We start from the raw sequence: 15,971 nt of genomic DNA, 5'->3' as shown, positions 1-15,971 counted from the left end.
CCTTCGCCGAAAAGGCTAGCCAACCCCTCGAACACCCTGTCCAGCAGGTTTCCCCCGTCGTGGGCGGCGCTCGCCCCGGACACGCGTCCGGGCTGGCCGTGCGCGAGAAGGCACGGCCAGCCCGGGTTCGGCGGCGGATCAGCTGGTCACCTGGTCAGGCCGCCAGGTGCGGCGGCGGTGTCCATGGGCGGATGTCACGGGCGGGTGTCACGGCGCGAGGTAGAGCAGCTTGTTCGGCGAGCCCGTGCCGGGGTTGGTCACCTTGCCGCTGGTGGCGGCGCCGACCAGGGCCGAGCCCACCTGCGCCGGGGTGGCACCCGGGTTGCTCTGCAGGTACCGGGCGGCGGCGCCGGCCACGTGCGGCGCGGCGAAGGAGGTGCCGTTGCCGGTGTAGCTGGCGGTGTCGCTGTTGTTCCAGGCCGAGGTGATGGTCGAGCCAGGGGCGAACAGGTCGACCACCGCGCCGTAGTTGGAGTAGCTGGCCCTGGCGTCGGTCGAGGTGGTGGCGCCCACGGTGAGCGCCTCGGTCACCCTGGCCGGCGAGTAGTTGCCGGCGTTGGCGTTGGAGTTGCCCGCGGCGATCGCGTAGGTCACGCCGGAGGCGATGGACGAGCGCACCGCGTTGTCCAGCGTGGTGGACGCGCCGCCGCCCAGGCTCAGGTTGGCCACGGCGGGTTTGCGGGCGTTCTGGGTCACCCAGTCGACGCCGGCGATCACCCCGGCGGTGGTGCCGCTGCCGTTGCTGTCCAGCACCCGGACCGCCCAGACCTGGGCGTCCTTGGCCACGCCGTACTGGGCGCCGGCGATCGTGCCGGCCACGTGCGTGCCGTGGCCGTAGCCGTCGTCGGCGTTGCTGTCGTTGTCGACGAAGTCGTAGCCGGAGTGGGCGCGGCCGCCGAAGGTCTGGTGGCTGACGCGCACGCCGGTGTCCACCACGTAGACGTTCACGCCGGAACCGGTGGTGGTGTAGGAGTACTGGCTGTTCAGCGGCAGGTTCTGCTGGTCGACCCGGTCCAGCCCCCAGGACGGCGGGTTGGTCTGCGTCTCGTCGACCCGCACCACCTGGTTCTGCTCCACCGAGGCCACCGCCGGGTCGGCGGCCAGCCGGCGGGCCTGCGCCGCCGACAGGTTCGTCACCGAGAAGCCGTGCAGCGCGTGCTGGTACACCCGCTCCACCCGGCCGCCGAACCGGCCGGCCAGCGCGTCGGCCGTGGCCGCGGTCGCCGCCTGGGCGCGCACCGAGTCCTTGAGCACCACCAGGTAGCTGCCTGGCACGGCGGTGGCCGAGTCGGCCGCGAGCACCGCGCCCTCGGTAGCCGCGTCGGGTGCGGCCTGCGCCGGTGTGCCGGTCGCGGCCAGTGCCGTGACCAGGGTGGCCAGGCCCACACCGCCGAGCCAGCGCGCCAATCCTGTCCTTCGCATCTGTGTTTCCCGCTCTCCTCGAACCGAATTCCCGGGCCCCGTCGCCCTTTCCCAACGGCATCGACATTACGAACGGGCGCACTCGTCGCGGAAGTGTCAGAATTTCCCAGTTGCCATTCGACCGATTCGCGCACAGCCGGCCCGCAATTCGGCGGGATGGGACCGTTCGGCCGTATCACCGCGAACACCGCGGACGTAATCTGGTTCAGCGCGTCACGAATGAACGGGGAGTGGAGATGTCACGTCCGGCCACGACTCGGAGCAGCTCCCCACCCGATTCCCGGCGGGCCACCTCGGGCCAGCCGGCCGGCGCCGAACTGGCCGACCTGCTCAGCACCGGACCGTTCGCGGCCGCGCTGCGGGCGGCGATCCGGGCGCGGGGGCTGAGCCTGCAGCGGCTGCAGCGGCGGCTGCACGAGCGGGGCGTGCCCATCAGCGTCACCGCGCTGAGCTACTGGCAGTCCGGCCGGCGGCGGCCGGAGCGGCCGGAGTCGCTGGCCGCGCTGCGTCACCTGGAGGACGTGCTCGACCTGCCCGTGGGCACGCTGGGCAGCCTGCTCGGGCCGCCCCGGCCGCGGGGCAGGACCGCCACCCGGACCGGGCGCGCGCTGCCCGTCGCCGCGCTGTGGCGGGACCGGCGGGTGGCCGCGCTGGTGGCCGGCCTGGACACCACCGCGGACTCGGCGCTGACCAGGATCAGCCAGCACGACCAGGTGGAGATCGGGGCGGACCGGAGCCTGCGCGCGGTCCGGGTCAGGCAGGTGCTGCGGGCCGAGCGGGACGCGGTGGACCGGTGGGTGCTGGTCTTCCACGGGATGTCCTCGGCCAACCGGCTGCCCGAGGTGCGGCCGGTGCGCTCGGCCCGGCTCGGCCGGCTGACCAGCGATCCCGCCCTCGGGCTGCTCGCCGCCGAGCTGCTGTTCCCCCGCCCGCTGCGCCGGGGCGAGACCACCGTCGTGGAGTACGAGCTGGTGCACACCCGGCCCGGCCCGCACCCCGATGACACGTTCTGCCGCAAGTTCCGGCTGCCGGTGCGGGAGTACCTGGTCGAGGTGCGCTTCGCCCCGGCGGCGCTGCCGGTGCGCTGCCTGCGCCAGGCGCACGCCCCGGACGGGCGGCCGCTGGCGCCCACCCGCATCGTGGCCGTGGCCGAGGACGGGTTCGCGCACGCGGTGGTCCTGGACTTCGGGCCGGGCAGCGTGGAGCTGCGCTGGGAGTGGCCGGCCGACCCGGCGCAAGCCGCTCCCACATCCCGGACGACCAGCGCCGCTGGTTGACCCGGCGGAGTCGGCCGGTTTCCATCGGTGGTGGCCGCGGACCCGCCCCGGCCGCGTCCGGCGCACCAGGAGAGGAGCAGCCGGTGGCCATTCCGACCGACCGGGCCCTGTGCCCCGGCGCCCGAGGCGCACTGGTGTCCCGGCACTCCCGCCGCCGGCACATCGACCTGCTCCGGGTGGCCAGCGCCGCCTGTCGCCACCGGTAGTCCACTGTTTCCGCGCGCCGGCGCCCACCGCGCGTTTTCCGCGTGCGATTTCCCCGAGCGATCAGAAGCACCGCGCGCGGATTGGTTCACCACGCTGTTCGCGGAAATTCCCACATCGGTTTTCGACGCGATCGCCGCAGTTTCCGCGCAGTCGTTCCTCCGGCCTGCCCGGAATTCACGGGAAATCCGGTGAAACCGGCCGGCCGGAATTCACGGACGCGGCCGGGAAAAGCGGTCAGGAGAACTGTCCGGGGGTCCGGCCCGGCCCGGGCGGTCCGGCGAACGCCTGGGCCAGGGCCAGCCACCGGGTGGCGATTTCGCCCTGGGCGCGCACCCCGAGGTCGTCGCGGTGGCGCCGCTGGGTGACCAGCAGGCAGAAGTCCAGTGCCGGGCCGGTGACCCGGTTGGCCGCCTCGGTCGGCCCCCAGGTCCACGACTCGCCGTCCGGACCGCGCAGCTCGACCCGGACCGGCTCGTCCGGCACGGGCTGCCCGTGCGTGCGGAACGCGTGGCCGAACGTGCGGACGCCGAGGTGGGCCACGTGCCGCAACCGGGCGGTGGGCCGTCGGCGCCGCCCCAGGGCGTCGGCGATGTCCTGACCGTGCGCCCAGGTCTCCATCAGCCGGGCGGTGGCCATGGAGGTCGGGCTCATGGCCGGCCCGAACCACACCACCCGGGTGTCGGCCGGGAGCGCGCGCAGCGCGTCGGCCAGGGCGTCGCGTCCGGCGCGCCAGTCAGCCAGCAGGTCGGCCGGTGGCCGGCCGACGCCCTCGGCCGCGCCGGCCTCGACCCGCTCGCCCAGCTGTTCCGGGCTGATGTGCTGGTAGTGCGCGGAGAAGCCGGCCGGGTCGGTGGCCGCCCACACCGCCTGCTGGTCGGTCCAGCACAGGTGGCTGAGCTGGTGGGCGACGGTCCAGCCGGGTGCCGGCGTGGGGGTGGCCAGCCCCGGCGCGTCGAGCCCCACCACCAGGGATTCCAGTTCCGCGCTCTCCGCGCGCAGGTCGGCCAGCACGCTCGCCAGGTCGGTCACGTGGGCAGCCTCCTCGCTCCCGCCGCCGGGGCGGCTCCTGATCACCCCGCGCCACGCAGCGTGCTGGCTGATCACCCGGTGGTCAAGCGGCGCACGCCCACGCTGGTCGACCGGCGCCCTTCATCACGAAATGTGATCTGTCGATCACGATGGGCGACTTTCGGCGGTAGCCTTTGGAGCAACGCACATACGGCTGAACAGTGGTTGCGCCGCCCAACCGAAGTCTTGCTGAGCAGAGAGAACCAGCATGATCGCGAGCCGTTCCCCGCACGTGTCACCGCGCTGGCCGGCCTGATGCGGGCCCTGTCCACCGCGGCGGCAGCCGCCATCACCGTCACGCTGGCCGCGGCCGTGGGCCTGGTCTGGGTCGAGAACGGGCGCGAGCCGCTGACCGGCCTGGTCACCGTGGGCTGCTGCGTGCTGGCCGTGCTCACCTGGGTCTGGGCCGGTCCGGGCCGCCGGCCCAGCGCCAGCACCCGCGCGCAGCTGACCGAGGCGCGGGACAGCCTGGCCAGGGCGGTCCGCGCGCAGTGGGCGGCGGAGGCGTCGTCCAGGAACCTGCACGACCCCCAGCCGCTGCGGCTGCGCTGGACGCTGACCAGGCGCCCGGTCGCCGACCACCCGAGGACCGCGCTGGGCTCCGCCGTGCTGGCGGGCACGCCCGCGCCAGGCCCGGACAGCGACCTCGACCGGCTGGTCGACTTCTTCGAGCGGCTGCCGTCCGGGCGGATGGTGATCCTGGGTGAGCCGGGCGGCGGCAAGACCGTGGCCGCCGTGCTGCTGGTGCTCGGCGCGCTGAGCCGGCGCCGGCCGGACGGCCCGGTGCCCGTGCTGCTGTCGCTGTCCACCTGGAACCCCACCGGGGAGAACTTCTACGCCTGGGCGCGGCGCCGGCTGGGCGAGGACTACCCGTGGCTGGGCGACGACCGCACCTACGGCGCCACCGCCCTGGCCGAGCTGGCCGGCGACGGATCGGTCGTCTACGTCCTGGACGGGCTGGACGAGATCGACGAGAACCTGCGGTTTCCCGCCGTGCGGGAACTCAACCAGGTGCTGCACGGCGGTCAGCGGCTGGTGCTGACCTGCCGCGCCGAGGAGTACCAGGACACGGTGGTCGGCAACGACGTGCTCACCGGCGCCGCGGTCGTCGAGCTGGGTCCGGTCCGGGTCGACGACCTGGAGACCTACCTCCGGCTGGCCACCCCGCCCGACGGCCGGCAACAGCGGTGGAACCGGGTGTTCGAGCACCTCCGCGAGCAGCCGGACAGCGCACTGGCCAGCGCGCTGACCACGCCGCTGATGGCCTCGCTCGCCGGCCTGGTCTACTCGCGCTGGGACGCCGATCCGGGCCGGCTGCTCGAACCGCGCGACTTCCCCGACCGCGCGGCCATCGAGCAGCACCTGCTCGACCAGGTCATTCCCATCGCGTTCAGCGCGCAGCCGGTGGCACCGCCCGACGCGCCCAGCGCCCGGCGCCGGCACCGGCGGTGGGACCCGGACCAGGCGGCCCGCTGGCTGGCGTTCCTGGCGGTGCAGCCGTGCCGGGGCAGCGGACGGGACCTGGAGTGGTGGCAGCTGCACCGGGCCGTGCCCAGGGCGGTGATCGGCCTGTGGGTCGGCGTGGCCGCCGGGGCCGTGTGCGGGCTGGCCTCGGGGATCGTCGGCGGGCTGGTCGGCGGGCTGTCCGCCGCGCTGGTGTTCGGGCTGCTGGCCGGCTGCGTCACCGTCCTGCTCGGCCCCGGCACCCCGTCCAGGCTGGACATCCGGGTGCGCCGGCGGCAGCGACCGCTGCTGGACGAGCTGCTGACCGGCCTGGCCGGCGGGGTGGCCGTGGGCCTGGCCATCGGCCTGGTGGGTGGGCTGGCCGTGGGCCTGGTGGTCGGGGTGACCAGCGGGCTGGCCGTGGGCCTGGCCTACGGGCTGGTCTTCGGGCTGGCGGACGGACTGGCGAGCTGGCTGGCCGCGCCCACCCAGGCCACCCATCCGGTGAGCCCGGTGTCCCTGCTCCGCAGGGACCGGCTGGTGGCGACCGTGCGGGGCACGGCGATCGGCGTGGCCGGCGGACTGGTCTCGGGCACGGCGTGCACGCTGGTCTTCGGTCCGGCCGCGGCCATCCCGGGCGCGATCTCCGGCGGGGTCGCGGGGGTGCTCGCGCGGGGCCTGATGGGCACGGCGTGGGCGTGGTTCCTGGTGGCCCGCACCGTGCTGGCGGTCCGGCGACGGCTGCCCTGGCGGCTGGTGGGCTTCCTGCAGGACGCCTACGCGCGGGGGGTGCTGCGCCAGGCCGGCTCCGCCTACCAGTTCCGGCACGCCCGGATGCAGGACCGGCTCGCCACGCGTCCGCCGGACGGGCCGGGCCGCCGTACCGGGTGAGCCACACCCGACGCGGGTCCGCCTCACCCGGGCTGGCCGTGGTCGGCGAGCAGCTGGTCGACCAGCCGGTGGCCGTGCCCGGCCGTGGTCGCGCCGAACAGGGCGCGCACGTACAGCGGCGCGATCAGCCGGTCCAGCACCTCGTCGACGGTGAGCCGGCACTCGCCCCGGTCGGCGGCGCGGTCGAGCACGCGCTGGATGTCGGCCACCCGGTCCGCCAGGTAGCCGGCCCGCTCCCGCCCCTGCTCCGGGGTGGTCGGCAGGGTGGCCAGCAGGGCGCGTAGCAGGACCGCGTCCCTCGGGCTGGCCAGTGCCTGGTCCACGGCGGCCACCCAGGCGCGCAGGTCGCCGCGCAGCGAACCGGTGTCGGGCATGGGCCAGGCGGCGCGCAGCCGGGTGACCGCGGCGTCCATGATCACCCGGTCCCGGCTGCCCCACCGCCGGTAGACGCTCGCCGGGTTCACCCCGGCACGCCGGGCGATCTCCCCGATCGACACGTCCGAATCGCCCTCGGCCAGCAGTTCGACCACGGCGTTGTGCACCGCCTCGCGCACCCGCGCGCTGCGCCCGCCCGGTCGTTGCCCCATCACCCGACCAGCTTAAAGCGATAACCGATGTTTTAACGTTCCCGACTGGACTAGGGTGGCTAAAACAACAGTTCTTGCTTTAGCAGCTCCCTACCGGAATGAGGTGGCCACCGTGGCCCGGAAGATGACCGTTGCCGAACGTGAGGCGTTCCTGGCGCAGCCCCGGGTGGGCGTGCTCAGCGTGCAGGCCGAGGTCGGCCGAGCGCCGCTGTCCGTGCCGATCTGGTACGACTACCAGCCGGGCGGCGACCTCACCGTGCTGACCTCGCCCCAGCTGCGCAAGGCGCGCCTGATCGCCGAGGCCGGCCGGTTCAGCCTGTGCGTGCAGGACGAGGGCGCGCCCTACCGGTACGTGACCGTGGAGGGGCCGGTCGTGGCCACCCGCCCGGTGACCGAGGACCAGCGGCGCGCGTTCGCCGAGCGCTACCTGGGCCCGGACCTGGCCGCGGCCTACGTGGCCGCCACCCACGAGGGGCAGGCCGGCAACGTGGCCATCACCCTGCGGCCGGAGCGGTGGAACACGGCGGACTTCTCCGACCTGGCCGAGCAGCTGGACCCGTCGGCCTGAGCGCCCGCGCTCGGAAAATGCGTTGGTGCCGCCCGCGCCCGGCCCCTACCGTGTCGAGCGTGTGCGCTGTCTTCACCAAGCTGGCCGGCCCCCGGTCCTGGGGCTGGTCCAGGCTGATCAGGTTGCGGGACGGGCGTCCGGCCCCGGTCGGCAAGACCGCGTTCGGCGCCTGATCCCGTAGCACGTCGTTCGGCGAGCGGTGCGTCTCGGCCCGCTCGTCCCGATCACGCTGCCCTCCCCGCCCCAGCGGGTGTGCGGGTGCGCCTGCCTGCTGCCGACCCCGGGCCACCGAGTAGTCCCCGACAACTCGGACAGGCCACGGGGTGCCGCGCCGTCGCCCGCATTCGTCCACTGTGGACGACCGGGGGCGGCCGAGGTCCACCGTGGAGGGCAGCGGCCGGTATCCGTCCACTGTGGCCGGCCGAGGCCGGCTGGGAAGTCCCGCCGCGCCACCCTCGGCGCGCCACCCTCATCGCGCCGACCACGACCACGACCGCGCCCGCCGCGCCCGCCGTGGTGCCCCGTGCCGCCTGTCCACGATCCGCCGGTCCGACCGCGTCGGGCCGGCCGGAGAGGACGACCGGCCGTGCCGCACCCAGCCCAGCGCGAAGACGAACACCGATCCCGCGGCGGACGCCACCAGGCGCGCCGCCGCCTGTCCCAGAACTTCCTGCGCGATCCGGCGGCCATCGCCGCCCTGGTGCGCGCCGCCCGCCCCGGCGCCCAGGACCTGCTCGTGGAGGTCGGCGCCGGCGACGGGGCGCTCACCCGCGTCCTGGTCCGCCACTGCCGCGGGCTGATCGCCTACGAGATCGACCCCCCGCTGGCGGCGAAGCTGGCGGAGCTGGGCCGGAACCAGCACCGGCTGCGGGTGGTCCGCGGCGACTTCCTGCTGGCCCGGCCACCTGCCGAGCCGTTCGCCGTGGTGGGCAACATCCCGTTCGGGGCCACCGCCGCGATCGTGGACTGGTGCCTGCGCGCCCCGTCCCTCACCTCGGCGACCATGCTCACCCAGTGGGAGTACGCGCGGAAGCGCAGCGGCGACTACGGCCGCTGGAGCATGCTGACCGTGTCGTCCTGGCCGAGTTTCCACTGGCGGCTGCTCGGCCGGATCCCGCGGACCAGCTTCCACCCGGTGCCGGCCACCGACGCGGGGATCCTGCGGCTGGACCGCCGGCCCAGCGCCCTGCTGCCACCCGGCCAGCTGGCCGCCTTCGCCCGGTTCGTCCAGCTCGGCTTCGGTGGGGTGGGCGGCTCGCTGCACGCCTCGCTGCGTCGCCGGTACCCGGCCGGCCGGGTGAGCGCGGCCTTCCACCGGGCCGACCTGGACCCGCGGACCGTCGTGGCGTTCGTCGCACCGGACCAGTGGCTCACCCTGTTCCGCGCCCTGCACCTGGGCCGGTGAGAACCAACTCCAGCAGGGCCGGTCACAGCAGGGTGAGCTGCTCCTGGTCGATCTGGCCGGCCCGGCCACCCGAGGGCATGCTGCCGTGCGGCCAGGTGGCCTCGTCGTCACCGGGCACGCCGGTGGCCTCGCGGCTCACCCGGGGCGCCAGGCCGTGCTCGCGCAGCAGCGGCGCCACCTGGGCGGCCAGCCACCGCCGGTAGCCGCGGTCCGCGTAGCTGCCCGCGCCGTAGAGCCTGCGGTAGCCCGGCACCAGGTCCGGTCGTTCCCGCTGCAGCCACGCGGCGAACCACTCCCTGGCGCCGGGCCGCAGGTGCAGCGGCAGGACCGTGGCGCCGGTGGCCCCGGCCGCGGCGATGGCGGCGAGCAGGGCGTCGAGCTGCTCGGGCGCGTCGGTGAGCCCGGGCAGCACCGGCGCGATGAGCACCCCGCACGGCAGGCCGGCCGCCCGGATCCGGCGCACCAGCTCCAGCCGGGCCTGCGGGCTGGGCGTACCCGGTTCGAGGCTGCGCTGCAGGTCGCGGTCGAGCAGGGCGATGGACACGGCGAGGCCGACCGGCACGTTGGCCGAGGCCGCGGCCAGCAGCGGCAGGTCGCGGGTGAGCACGGTGCCCTTGGTGAGGATGGAGAACGGGGTGCCGCTGTCGGCGAGCGCCCGAATGATGCCGGGCATCAGCTGGTAGCGGCCCTCGGCCCGCTGGTACGGGTCGGTGTTGGTGCCCATGGCCACGTGCTCCCGCCGCCACCGGCGGGAGCGCACCTGGGCGGCCAGCACCACCGGCGCGTTCACCTTGACCACGACCTGGCTGTCGAAGTCCTGGCCGGCGTCGAAGTCCAGGTAGGTGTGCGTGTTCCTGGCGAAGCAGTACGTGCACGCGTGCGAGCAGCCCCGGTAGGGGTTGACCGTCCAGCGGAACGGCATGCGCGACCCGCCCGGCACCTGGTTGAGCACCGACCGGGCGCGCACCTCGTGGAACACCACACCCGCGAACTCGGGTGCCCGAACCGTGCGCACCAGCCCTGGCAGTCGCAGCAGGGCGGGGTCTTCCTGGTCTACCCGCTGAGCATCCCATCGCATATTCCCGATTCGAACAGAAGTTCGAACAACAGTCAACCGCTGGACCGTGGCACCGCACACAGCGGCGACGCCCCCGGACGGGGGTGACCCCGCGGTGGATACGGTGAGCAGCCAGTCCGGCCCCCGGCCACGCTCGCGCCCGCCCCTCCAGTTCCCCGGGATGACACCGTGCACGATGGCGACCACGACCGCCGCCCCACCACCCGGCGCCGTGCGGCGTCCCCCAGCGACTCCCCCGCCCACCCGCACGGCTCCAGCCACGGACACGGGCACGGCCACGGCCACGGGCCGGCCGCGCCGGCCTCGAAGCGGGTGCGCACCCTGCTGCTGGTGCTGCTGCTGCCGTGCGTGCTGGCCACCGCCGTGGGCGCGCTGCTGCTCTACCCGTTCGGCCACGACCAGCCGACCGGTCCGGAACTCGGGCTGCACCAGGTGCCGGTCCGGGGCGAGGTCACGGCGGTGGCCAGGGCCAGTTGCAGCGGCGAACCCCAGCTCGTCCAGCCGTCCCCCGGCGTCGGTGGCGACCAGGCCGACCCAACTGGGCAGAGCGGCCAGACCGGCCAGGCCGATCAGGCCGGAGGGCCGGACCAGAGCGGTTCGGACGGCAGCTGCGTGCTGGTCAGCGTGCTGATGAGCGACGGGGACGCGGCCGGCCGGACCGTCGGGCTGACCGTGCCGGTCGAGCCGAGCACGCCCCGGTTCAGCGCGGGCGACCAGGTGGTGCTCGCCTACTCCGGCAGCGATCCGACCGAACCGGGCTCCTACCAGCTGGTCGACTTCCAGCGAGACACCCCCATGCTGCTGCTGGCGGTGCTGTTCGCGGTGGCCGTGCTGATCCTGGGGCGCTGGCAGGGCCTGGCCGCGTTGGGCGCGCTGGTGCTCAGCTTCGTGGTGCTGCTGCTGTTCGTGCTGCCGGCGATCCTGGCCGGCGCGAACCCGCTCACCGTGGCCGTGGTGGGCGCCGGCCTGATCATGTTCCTGGTGCTGTACCTCACCCACGGGGTGTCCGCGCGCACGTCCACCGCCGTGCTCGGCACGCTGGTCAGCCTGGCGCTGATCGGGGCGCTCGGCGCGCTCTTCGCCGCGCTGAGCCAGCTGACCGGGTTGGACGAGGACACCGCCAACCTGGTCGGCCTGCTCGGCCACGGCATCGACAGCCGGGGGCTGCTGCTGGCCGGCGTGGTGATCGGCGCCCTGGGGGTGCTCGACGACGTGACCGTCACCCAGACCAGCGCGGTGTGGGAGCTGCGCCGGGCCAACCCGGGCCTGGGCTGGCGACAGCTGTACGCGGCCGGACTGCGCATCGGCAGGGACCACATCTCCTCGGCGGTGAACACCCTGGTCATGGCGTACGCGGGCGCGGCGCTGCCGGTGCTGCTGTCGTTCGCGGTGGCCGGGCGCGGCTTCGGCGAGATCCTCACCGCGCAGGCCGTGGCCCAGGAGATCGTCCGCACCCTGGTCGGCAGCATCGGCCTGATCGCGGCCGTGCCGCTGACCACCGCGCTGGCCGCCGTCGTGGCCAGCCAGGAGCCCGCGCCGCTGCTGCCCGGCCAACCCGAGGCCACGCCCCTCGGCACGCCCCGGTCCGGGCGGCGACCGGCCACCCGGGAGAACGACGAGCGCGACACCGACGAGCGCGGTGTCAACGAGCGCGGTGCCAACGAGCGCGGTGCCGACGAGCGCGGTGCCGACGAGGCGGGACCGGCCCGCCGCGAGCCCGTGCCGAGCCGGCCGCGCCAGCAGGTGCCGGACCCACCGGCCCGGACCGACCAGCCGCGGCGCCCACCGCAGGACCCCGCCCGCCAGCACCACCCGGACCAGCCCCGGCCGCGGCTCCGCCAGGAGCCCGGCACCCCGCCCGGCCGCGCGCCGGCCGCCGGGCACCGCGCCGCCGAGGGCACCGGACAGCACCGGCCGCCGCACCGGGACCGGCCGGCGCGGTTCCCCGACCAGGACAGCGGCCAGCAGCTCCGACCGGGGCCGGCGGGCGGCCCCACCGCACCGGGCTGGCCCGGGCCCACCGATCCGGCGAACCGGCCGCCGCGCCGGCCCCAGCCGCCCCGACCGGCCACCGGCTGGTTCGCCGACGACCCGCCCGCCGACCGGGACGACCGCCGCTGAGGCGTCCACAGCGGTTGACCCGTCTCGGTCAGTCCACTGTGTTCAGTCGTACTCAGTCCACTGTGCTCAGTCCACTGTGGAGGACCCGGGGCGGCCCGTCAGTCCAGGGTGGCCACGAACCGGGACACCGCGTCGGGGCGCAGTTTCTGGGCCAGCCGGCCGCCCGGGGCCAGCGAGCCCAGCTTGTACAGCGGGCGCTCGCCCACGGCCGCGCCCCGCGCCTCGGCGCGCAACTGGGCCACCAGCAGCTCGGCGAACACCAGTCCCCTGGTGTCACCGCTGCCCGCCAGGCTGTCGGCCAGCCGCCGCAGCGGGAACACACCCAGCTCGCGGCCACCGGTGCCGGCGTAGATGGCCAGCGGCAGGTTGATGGCCTTGCCGCCGCCCGCGACGAACAGCCCGACCGTGCGCTGCCCCCGCAGGTCGCTGACGAGCAGGTCGAGCTGGTCCAGCCGGTGCAGGTCGACGGTTCTGGTGCCGAACGCCCTGGCCGACACCTGGGTGCCGCGCAGCCAGGTGCGCCGCCGCGACTCGCTCCAGGCCAGCAGTTCCAGGGGCAGCCCCACCACCACGGCGGTGACCAGGCCGGCGACCCGGCCGCCGATCAGCCCGGCGATGCCGCCGAAGGCCGCGGCCACCATCAGGCCGCCGATCGCCACCGACCGCGCCCGCCGCCGCACCGCGGCCAGGTCCAGCAGGTCGAGCGAGATCCGGTCGGACTTGCCGGCGTCGGCCTGCTCGCTGCTCACCGGGCGCTGTCCTTGCCGCCGCTCGGGTTGCCGCCGTTCGCGCGCAGCAGGTCCACCGCCTCGCGCACGGTGGTCACCGCGTCCACCAGGGGCACGGACCGCTGCTCGCCGCTGCCCAGTTCCTTGAGCTGCAGCGCGCCCTCGGCCAGGTCCCGCTCACCCAGCACCAGGGCCAGCCGGGCCCCGGACCGGTCGGCGGCCTTCATCGCGCCCTTGAGGCCCTTGCCGCCGTAGGCCAGGTCGACCCGCACCCCGGCCTGGCGCAGCTGGCCGGCCAGCGCCACCAGCCGGGCCTTGGCCGCCTCGCCCAGCGGCACGCAGTACACCTCGCAGCGCGCCGCGTCGCCCACGGTGAGCCCCTCGGCCTGGCAGGCCAGCAGGATGCGGTCCACGCCAAGGCCGTAGCCGACCCCGGACAGCGGCTGCCCGCCCAGCTCGGCCATGAGCCCGTCGTAGCGGCCGCCGCCGCCGATACCGGACTGCGCGCCCAGCCCGTCGTGGACGAACTCGAAGGTGGTCTTGGTGTAGTAGTCCAGCCCGCGCACCATCCTCGGGTTCTCGGTGAACTTCACCCCGAGGTCGTTGAGGTAGCCCTTGACCTGCTCGTAGTGCTCCCGGCATGCGGGGCACAGGTGGTCGACCATCAGCGGGGCGTCCGCGAGCAGCTCGCGCATCTCCGGCCGCTTGTCGTCGAGCACCCGCAGCGGGTTGAGTTCGGCGCGCTGCCTGGTCGCCTCGTCCAGCGGCAGGTCGCGCAGGAAGGACTGCAGCTTCTCCCGGTAGGCCGGCCGGCAGGCGGCATCGCCCAGCGAGGTCAGCTCCAGCCGGTAGCCGGTCAGGCCCAGGGCCCGGTAGGCGGCGTCGCCGATGGCGATGACCTCGGCGTCCAGCGCCGGGTCGTCCACGCCGATCGCCTCCACGCCGACCTGCTGCAACTGCCGGTAGCGGCCGGCCTGCGGGCGTTCGTAGCGGAAGAACGGGCCGGCGTAGTAGAGCTTGACCGGCAGCTGGCCCCGGTCCAGGCCGTGTTCGATGACCCCGCGCATCACCCCGGCCGTGCCCTCCGGCCGCAACGTCACCGAGCGGCCGCCGCGGTCGGCGAAGGTGTACATCTCCTTGCTCACCACGTCGGTGGACTCGCCGACACCTCGGGCGAACAGCGCGGTGTCCTCGAAGATCGGCAGCTCCACGTAGCCGTAGCCGGCACGTTGGGCCGAGGCGGCCAGGGTCTCCCGGACCGCCAGGAACGCCGAGGAGGCCGGGGGGAAGTAGTCGGGAATGCCCTTGGGGGCGCTGAAAGTCGTCATGGGAGTTGGTTCACAGTCCTTGCTGCGGGCCTGACGAGGCTGGTCCGGTGCTCATCCGAGAACTGCCCAGTTGGCGTGCCTGGCGCAGGTACGGGTTGCTGGCGCGCTCGCGGCCGATGGTCGTCGTCGGTCCGTGGCCGGGCAGCACCACGGTGTCGTCGTCGAGCGGCAGGATCTTGCCGACCAACGACGCCACCATCTGCGTCATGTCGCCGCCCGGCAGGTCGGTGCGTCCGATGGAGCCGGCGAAGAGGGTGTCGCCGGACAGCAGCAGCTGCCCGCCCTCGTCGGTGCCGGTGCGGTACGTCACCGACCCGCTGGTATGGCCCGGGGTGTGGTCGACGGTCAGCCGCAGCCCGGCCAGGTCCAGCACGGCCCCGTCGGTCAGTTCGCGCACCTGCCTGGGCTCGCGCATGCTCATCCGGCCACCGAAGAAGCTGGCCGCGGCCGCGCCGAGGCCGGCAAGCGGATCGCTGAGCAGCGGCCGGTCGGCCGGGTGGATCCACGCCGGCAGGTCGTCGCCGTCGCAGATCGGCGCCACGGAGAAGGCGTGGTCGAAGTGCCCGTGGGTGAGCAGCACGGCCACCGGGGACAGCCGGTGTTCGCGCACTGCCGCCAGCACCGGGTCGACCGCGTCCTGGCCGGGGTCGACGATGACGCACGCCTCCCCCTCGCCCGCGGCGAGCAGGTAACAATTGGCCTGTAGGGCTCCGGTCGGGAACCCGACGACGAGCACGAGGCACACCTCCATGACCAGCCGGTTAGGGCGAGCGTAGCCGTGACGCGGACCGCGGTGAGCCGCCCGTCAAGGGTAGCGGGACCGGGCTTTCTCAGGTTGTGCACACAACCGCCACACCCTGCTCACAGCGTGTGGCCCTAGACTGCGCCCCCGACCCCTTTGACTGAATCCCCCCGGGAGGGAGCAGGTGCCGAGCAACGAACAGCGTCGTCAGGCAGCCAAGCGCAAGTTGGAGCGTCAGCTCACTCGCCGAGCTGAGCGAGCCAAGCGACGCAGGCGAATCGGGGTGAGCGTCACCATCGTGCTGACCCTGTTGGTCGTTGGCGGCGTCTACTACCTGGTCACGCGGACCGGAGGCGAGGACGCGGCGGCGGCGGCGAACTCCACGAGCCCCACGCCCAGCTCCACGCCGGCGGGCAAGACCACCGAGGGCCCGTGCAAGTACGCGGAGACCCCGCAGGAGCCGGCGGCCAAGGAAGCCGGGCTGCCCGACGACCCCGACCCGACGCCGAACTCGGGCACCACCCAGGTCACCCTCAAGACCGACCAGGGCGACATCGGACTGGTGCTGGACCGGGCCAAGGCCCCGTGCACGGTGCAGAGCATGGTGCACCTGGCGCAGAAGCAGTACTTCGACAACACCACGTGCCACCGGCTGACCACCTCGGACGTGCTGAAGGTGCTGCAGTGCGGTGACCCGACCGGCCAGGGCAGCGGCGGCCCCGGGTACGTCATCCCGGACGAGAACCCGACCGACCTGAAGCCGGACGCCACCGGCCAGGCCGTGACCTACCCGCGCGGGGTGGTGGCGATGGCCAACACCGGTCAGCCCAACTCCGGTGGCAGCCAGTTCTTCCTGGTCTACGGCGACTCCACGCTGCCGCCGAACTACGCCGTGTTCGGCACGGTCGACCAGGCCGGCCTCGGCGTGCTGGACAAGGTGGCCGCGGCCGGGTCGGACAACAGCCGGTCCGAGGGCGACGGCGCGCCCAAGACACCGGTGCACATCCAGCAGGCGACCGTGCTCAACTGATCAGGGCAAAACTCAGCAGCTCTGGTTGCGACCCAGCGGACGGGGCGGCCACCCAGCACTCGGGTGGCCGCCCCGT

The 15,971-nt window shown here is 74.4% G+C and carries 14 protein-coding genes; 7 read left to right on the top strand and 7 right to left on the bottom strand.

Annotated elements, in window-relative coordinates; translation table 11 throughout:
* Nucleotides 1-207 precede the first annotated feature (207 nt).
* Complete coding sequence (locus LX83_RS17760) at nucleotides 208-1,422, bottom strand: S8 family peptidase (protein WP_253772704.1); 1,215 nt, start codon at nucleotides 1,420-1,422, stop codon at nucleotides 208-210.
* Nucleotides 1,423-1,658: 236 nt separating this feature from the next.
* Here LX83_RS17760 and LX83_RS17755 point away from each other — a divergent pair, with 236 nt between their 5' ends.
* The gene (locus LX83_RS17755) at nucleotides 1,659-2,699 is read left to right on the top strand and encodes a hypothetical protein (RefSeq protein WP_253772703.1); all 1,041 of its coding nucleotides are present in this window, start codon (nucleotides 1,659-1,661) and stop codon (nucleotides 2,697-2,699) included.
* Nucleotides 2,700-2,782: 83 nt separating this feature from the next.
* Nucleotides 2,783-2,905: a putative leader peptide gene (locus LX83_RS37850; protein WP_301328368.1), complete on the top strand. Its 123-nt coding sequence runs from the start codon at nucleotides 2,783-2,785 to the stop codon at nucleotides 2,903-2,905.
* A gap of 235 nt (nucleotides 2,906-3,140) precedes the next feature.
* Here the strand turns inward: LX83_RS37850 and LX83_RS17750 are convergent, their stop codons facing one another.
* Complete coding sequence (locus tag LX83_RS17750; RefSeq protein ID WP_253772702.1) at nucleotides 3,141-3,935, bottom strand: TIGR03084 family metal-binding protein; 795 nt, start codon at nucleotides 3,933-3,935, stop codon at nucleotides 3,141-3,143.
* 225 nt (nucleotides 3,936-4,160) lie between these two features.
* On the opposite strand from LX83_RS17750, the gene LX83_RS17745 reads away from it, so the two are divergent.
* Nucleotides 4,161-6,308, top strand: coding sequence for an NACHT domain-containing protein (locus tag LX83_RS17745; protein WP_253772700.1), 2,148 nt, complete (start codon nucleotides 4,161-4,163; stop codon nucleotides 6,306-6,308).
* A gap of 23 nt (nucleotides 6,309-6,331) precedes the next feature.
* On the opposite strand, the gene LX83_RS17740 is transcribed toward LX83_RS17745, so the two are convergent.
* Nucleotides 6,332-6,895: a TetR/AcrR family transcriptional regulator gene (locus LX83_RS17740; protein ID WP_253772698.1), complete on the bottom strand. Its 564-nt coding sequence runs from the start codon at nucleotides 6,893-6,895 to the stop codon at nucleotides 6,332-6,334.
* A 124-nt stretch (nucleotides 6,896-7,019) separates the two neighbouring features.
* Between LX83_RS17740 and LX83_RS17735 the strand changes: the two genes are divergently transcribed.
* Both LX83_RS17735 and erm read left to right on the top strand, forming a co-directional pair.
* Nucleotides 7,020-7,463, top strand: coding sequence for a pyridoxamine 5'-phosphate oxidase family protein (locus tag LX83_RS17735; protein ID WP_253772696.1), 444 nt, complete (start codon nucleotides 7,020-7,022; stop codon nucleotides 7,461-7,463).
* A gap of 586 nt (nucleotides 7,464-8,049) precedes the next feature.
* Nucleotides 8,050-8,868: an ErmE/ErmH/ErmO/ErmR family 23S rRNA (adenine(2058)-N(6))-methyltransferase gene (erm, locus tag LX83_RS17730; protein ID WP_253772694.1), complete on the top strand. Its 819-nt coding sequence runs from the start codon at nucleotides 8,050-8,052 to the stop codon at nucleotides 8,866-8,868.
* 22 nt (nucleotides 8,869-8,890) lie between these two features.
* Here erm and LX83_RS17725 read toward each other — a convergent pair whose 3' ends face one another.
* Nucleotides 8,891-9,946 carry an Rv2578c family radical SAM protein gene (locus LX83_RS17725; RefSeq protein WP_253772692.1) on the bottom strand — a complete coding sequence of 352 codons (1,056 nt, stop codon included), beginning with the start codon at nucleotides 9,944-9,946 and terminating at the stop codon, nucleotides 8,891-8,893.
* A gap of 168 nt (nucleotides 9,947-10,114) precedes the next feature.
* On the opposite strand from LX83_RS17725, the gene LX83_RS17720 reads away from it, so the two are divergent.
* On the top strand, nucleotides 10,115-12,067 hold the full coding sequence (locus LX83_RS17720) for a YibE/F family protein (RefSeq protein ID WP_253772690.1): 1,953 nt from the start codon (nucleotides 10,115-10,117) through the stop codon (nucleotides 12,065-12,067).
* 98 nt (nucleotides 12,068-12,165) lie between these two features.
* On the opposite strand, the gene LX83_RS17715 is transcribed toward LX83_RS17720, so the two are convergent.
* Genes LX83_RS17715 through LX83_RS17705 form a run of 3 tightly spaced genes read right to left on the bottom strand, consistent with a single transcriptional unit; the run spans nucleotide 12,166 to nucleotide 14,859 of the window.
* Nucleotides 12,166-12,816 (bottom strand): hypothetical protein, encoded by a 651-nt coding sequence (locus LX83_RS17715; RefSeq protein WP_253772688.1) that lies wholly within the window; start codon nucleotides 12,814-12,816, stop codon nucleotides 12,166-12,168.
* Nucleotides 12,813-14,123, bottom strand: a complete 1,311-nt coding sequence (gene hisS / locus LX83_RS17710; protein ID WP_253772686.1) for a histidine--tRNA ligase — start codon at nucleotides 14,121-14,123, stop codon at nucleotides 12,813-12,815. Before hisS ends, LX83_RS17715 begins: the two co-directional genes overlap by 4 nt.
* A gap of 10 nt (nucleotides 14,124-14,133) precedes the next feature.
* Nucleotides 14,134-14,859 carry an MBL fold metallo-hydrolase gene (locus tag LX83_RS17705; RefSeq protein WP_253772818.1) on the bottom strand — a complete coding sequence of 242 codons (726 nt, stop codon included), beginning with the start codon at nucleotides 14,857-14,859 and terminating at the stop codon, nucleotides 14,134-14,136.
* Nucleotides 14,860-15,148: 289 nt separating this feature from the next.
* On the opposite strand from LX83_RS17705, the gene LX83_RS17700 reads away from it, so the two are divergent.
* Entirely contained in the window at nucleotides 15,149-15,895 is a 747-nt protein-coding gene (locus tag LX83_RS17700; RefSeq protein WP_253772684.1) for a peptidylprolyl isomerase, read from the top strand.
* Nucleotides 15,896-15,971: the final 76 nt, after the last annotated feature.

It is taken from the genome of Goodfellowiella coeruleoviolacea, assembly GCF_024171785.1.
Classification (GTDB): domain Bacteria; phylum Actinomycetota; class Actinomycetes; order Mycobacteriales; family Pseudonocardiaceae; genus Goodfellowiella; species Goodfellowiella coeruleoviolacea.
The sequence above is the reverse complement of the archived record's forward strand: the minus strand, read 5'-3'. Positions and strand labels throughout refer to the sequence as shown.

Excerpts from the sequence above, each read along its gene's own strand:
- LX83_RS17755 (WP_253772703.1), top strand. The coding sequence starts at position 1,659 with ATGTCACGTCCGGCCACGACTCGGAGCAGCTCCCCACCCGATTCCCGG.
- LX83_RS17740 (WP_253772698.1), bottom strand. The coding sequence starts at position 6,895 with ATGGGGCAACGACCGGGCGGGCGCAGCGCGCGGGTGCGCGAGGCGGTG.
- LX83_RS17735 (WP_253772696.1), top strand. The coding sequence starts at position 7,020 with ATGACCGTTGCCGAACGTGAGGCGTTCCTGGCGCAGCCCCGGGTGGGC.
- LX83_RS17725 (WP_253772692.1), bottom strand. The coding sequence starts at position 9,946 with ATGCGATGGGATGCTCAGCGGGTAGACCAGGAAGACCCCGCCCTGCTG.
- LX83_RS17760 (WP_253772704.1), bottom strand. The coding sequence starts at position 1,422 with ATGCGAAGGACAGGATTGGCGCGCTGGCTCGGCGGTGTGGGCCTGGCC.
- hisS (WP_253772686.1), bottom strand. The coding sequence starts at position 14,123 with ATGACGACTTTCAGCGCCCCCAAGGGCATTCCCGACTACTTCCCCCCG.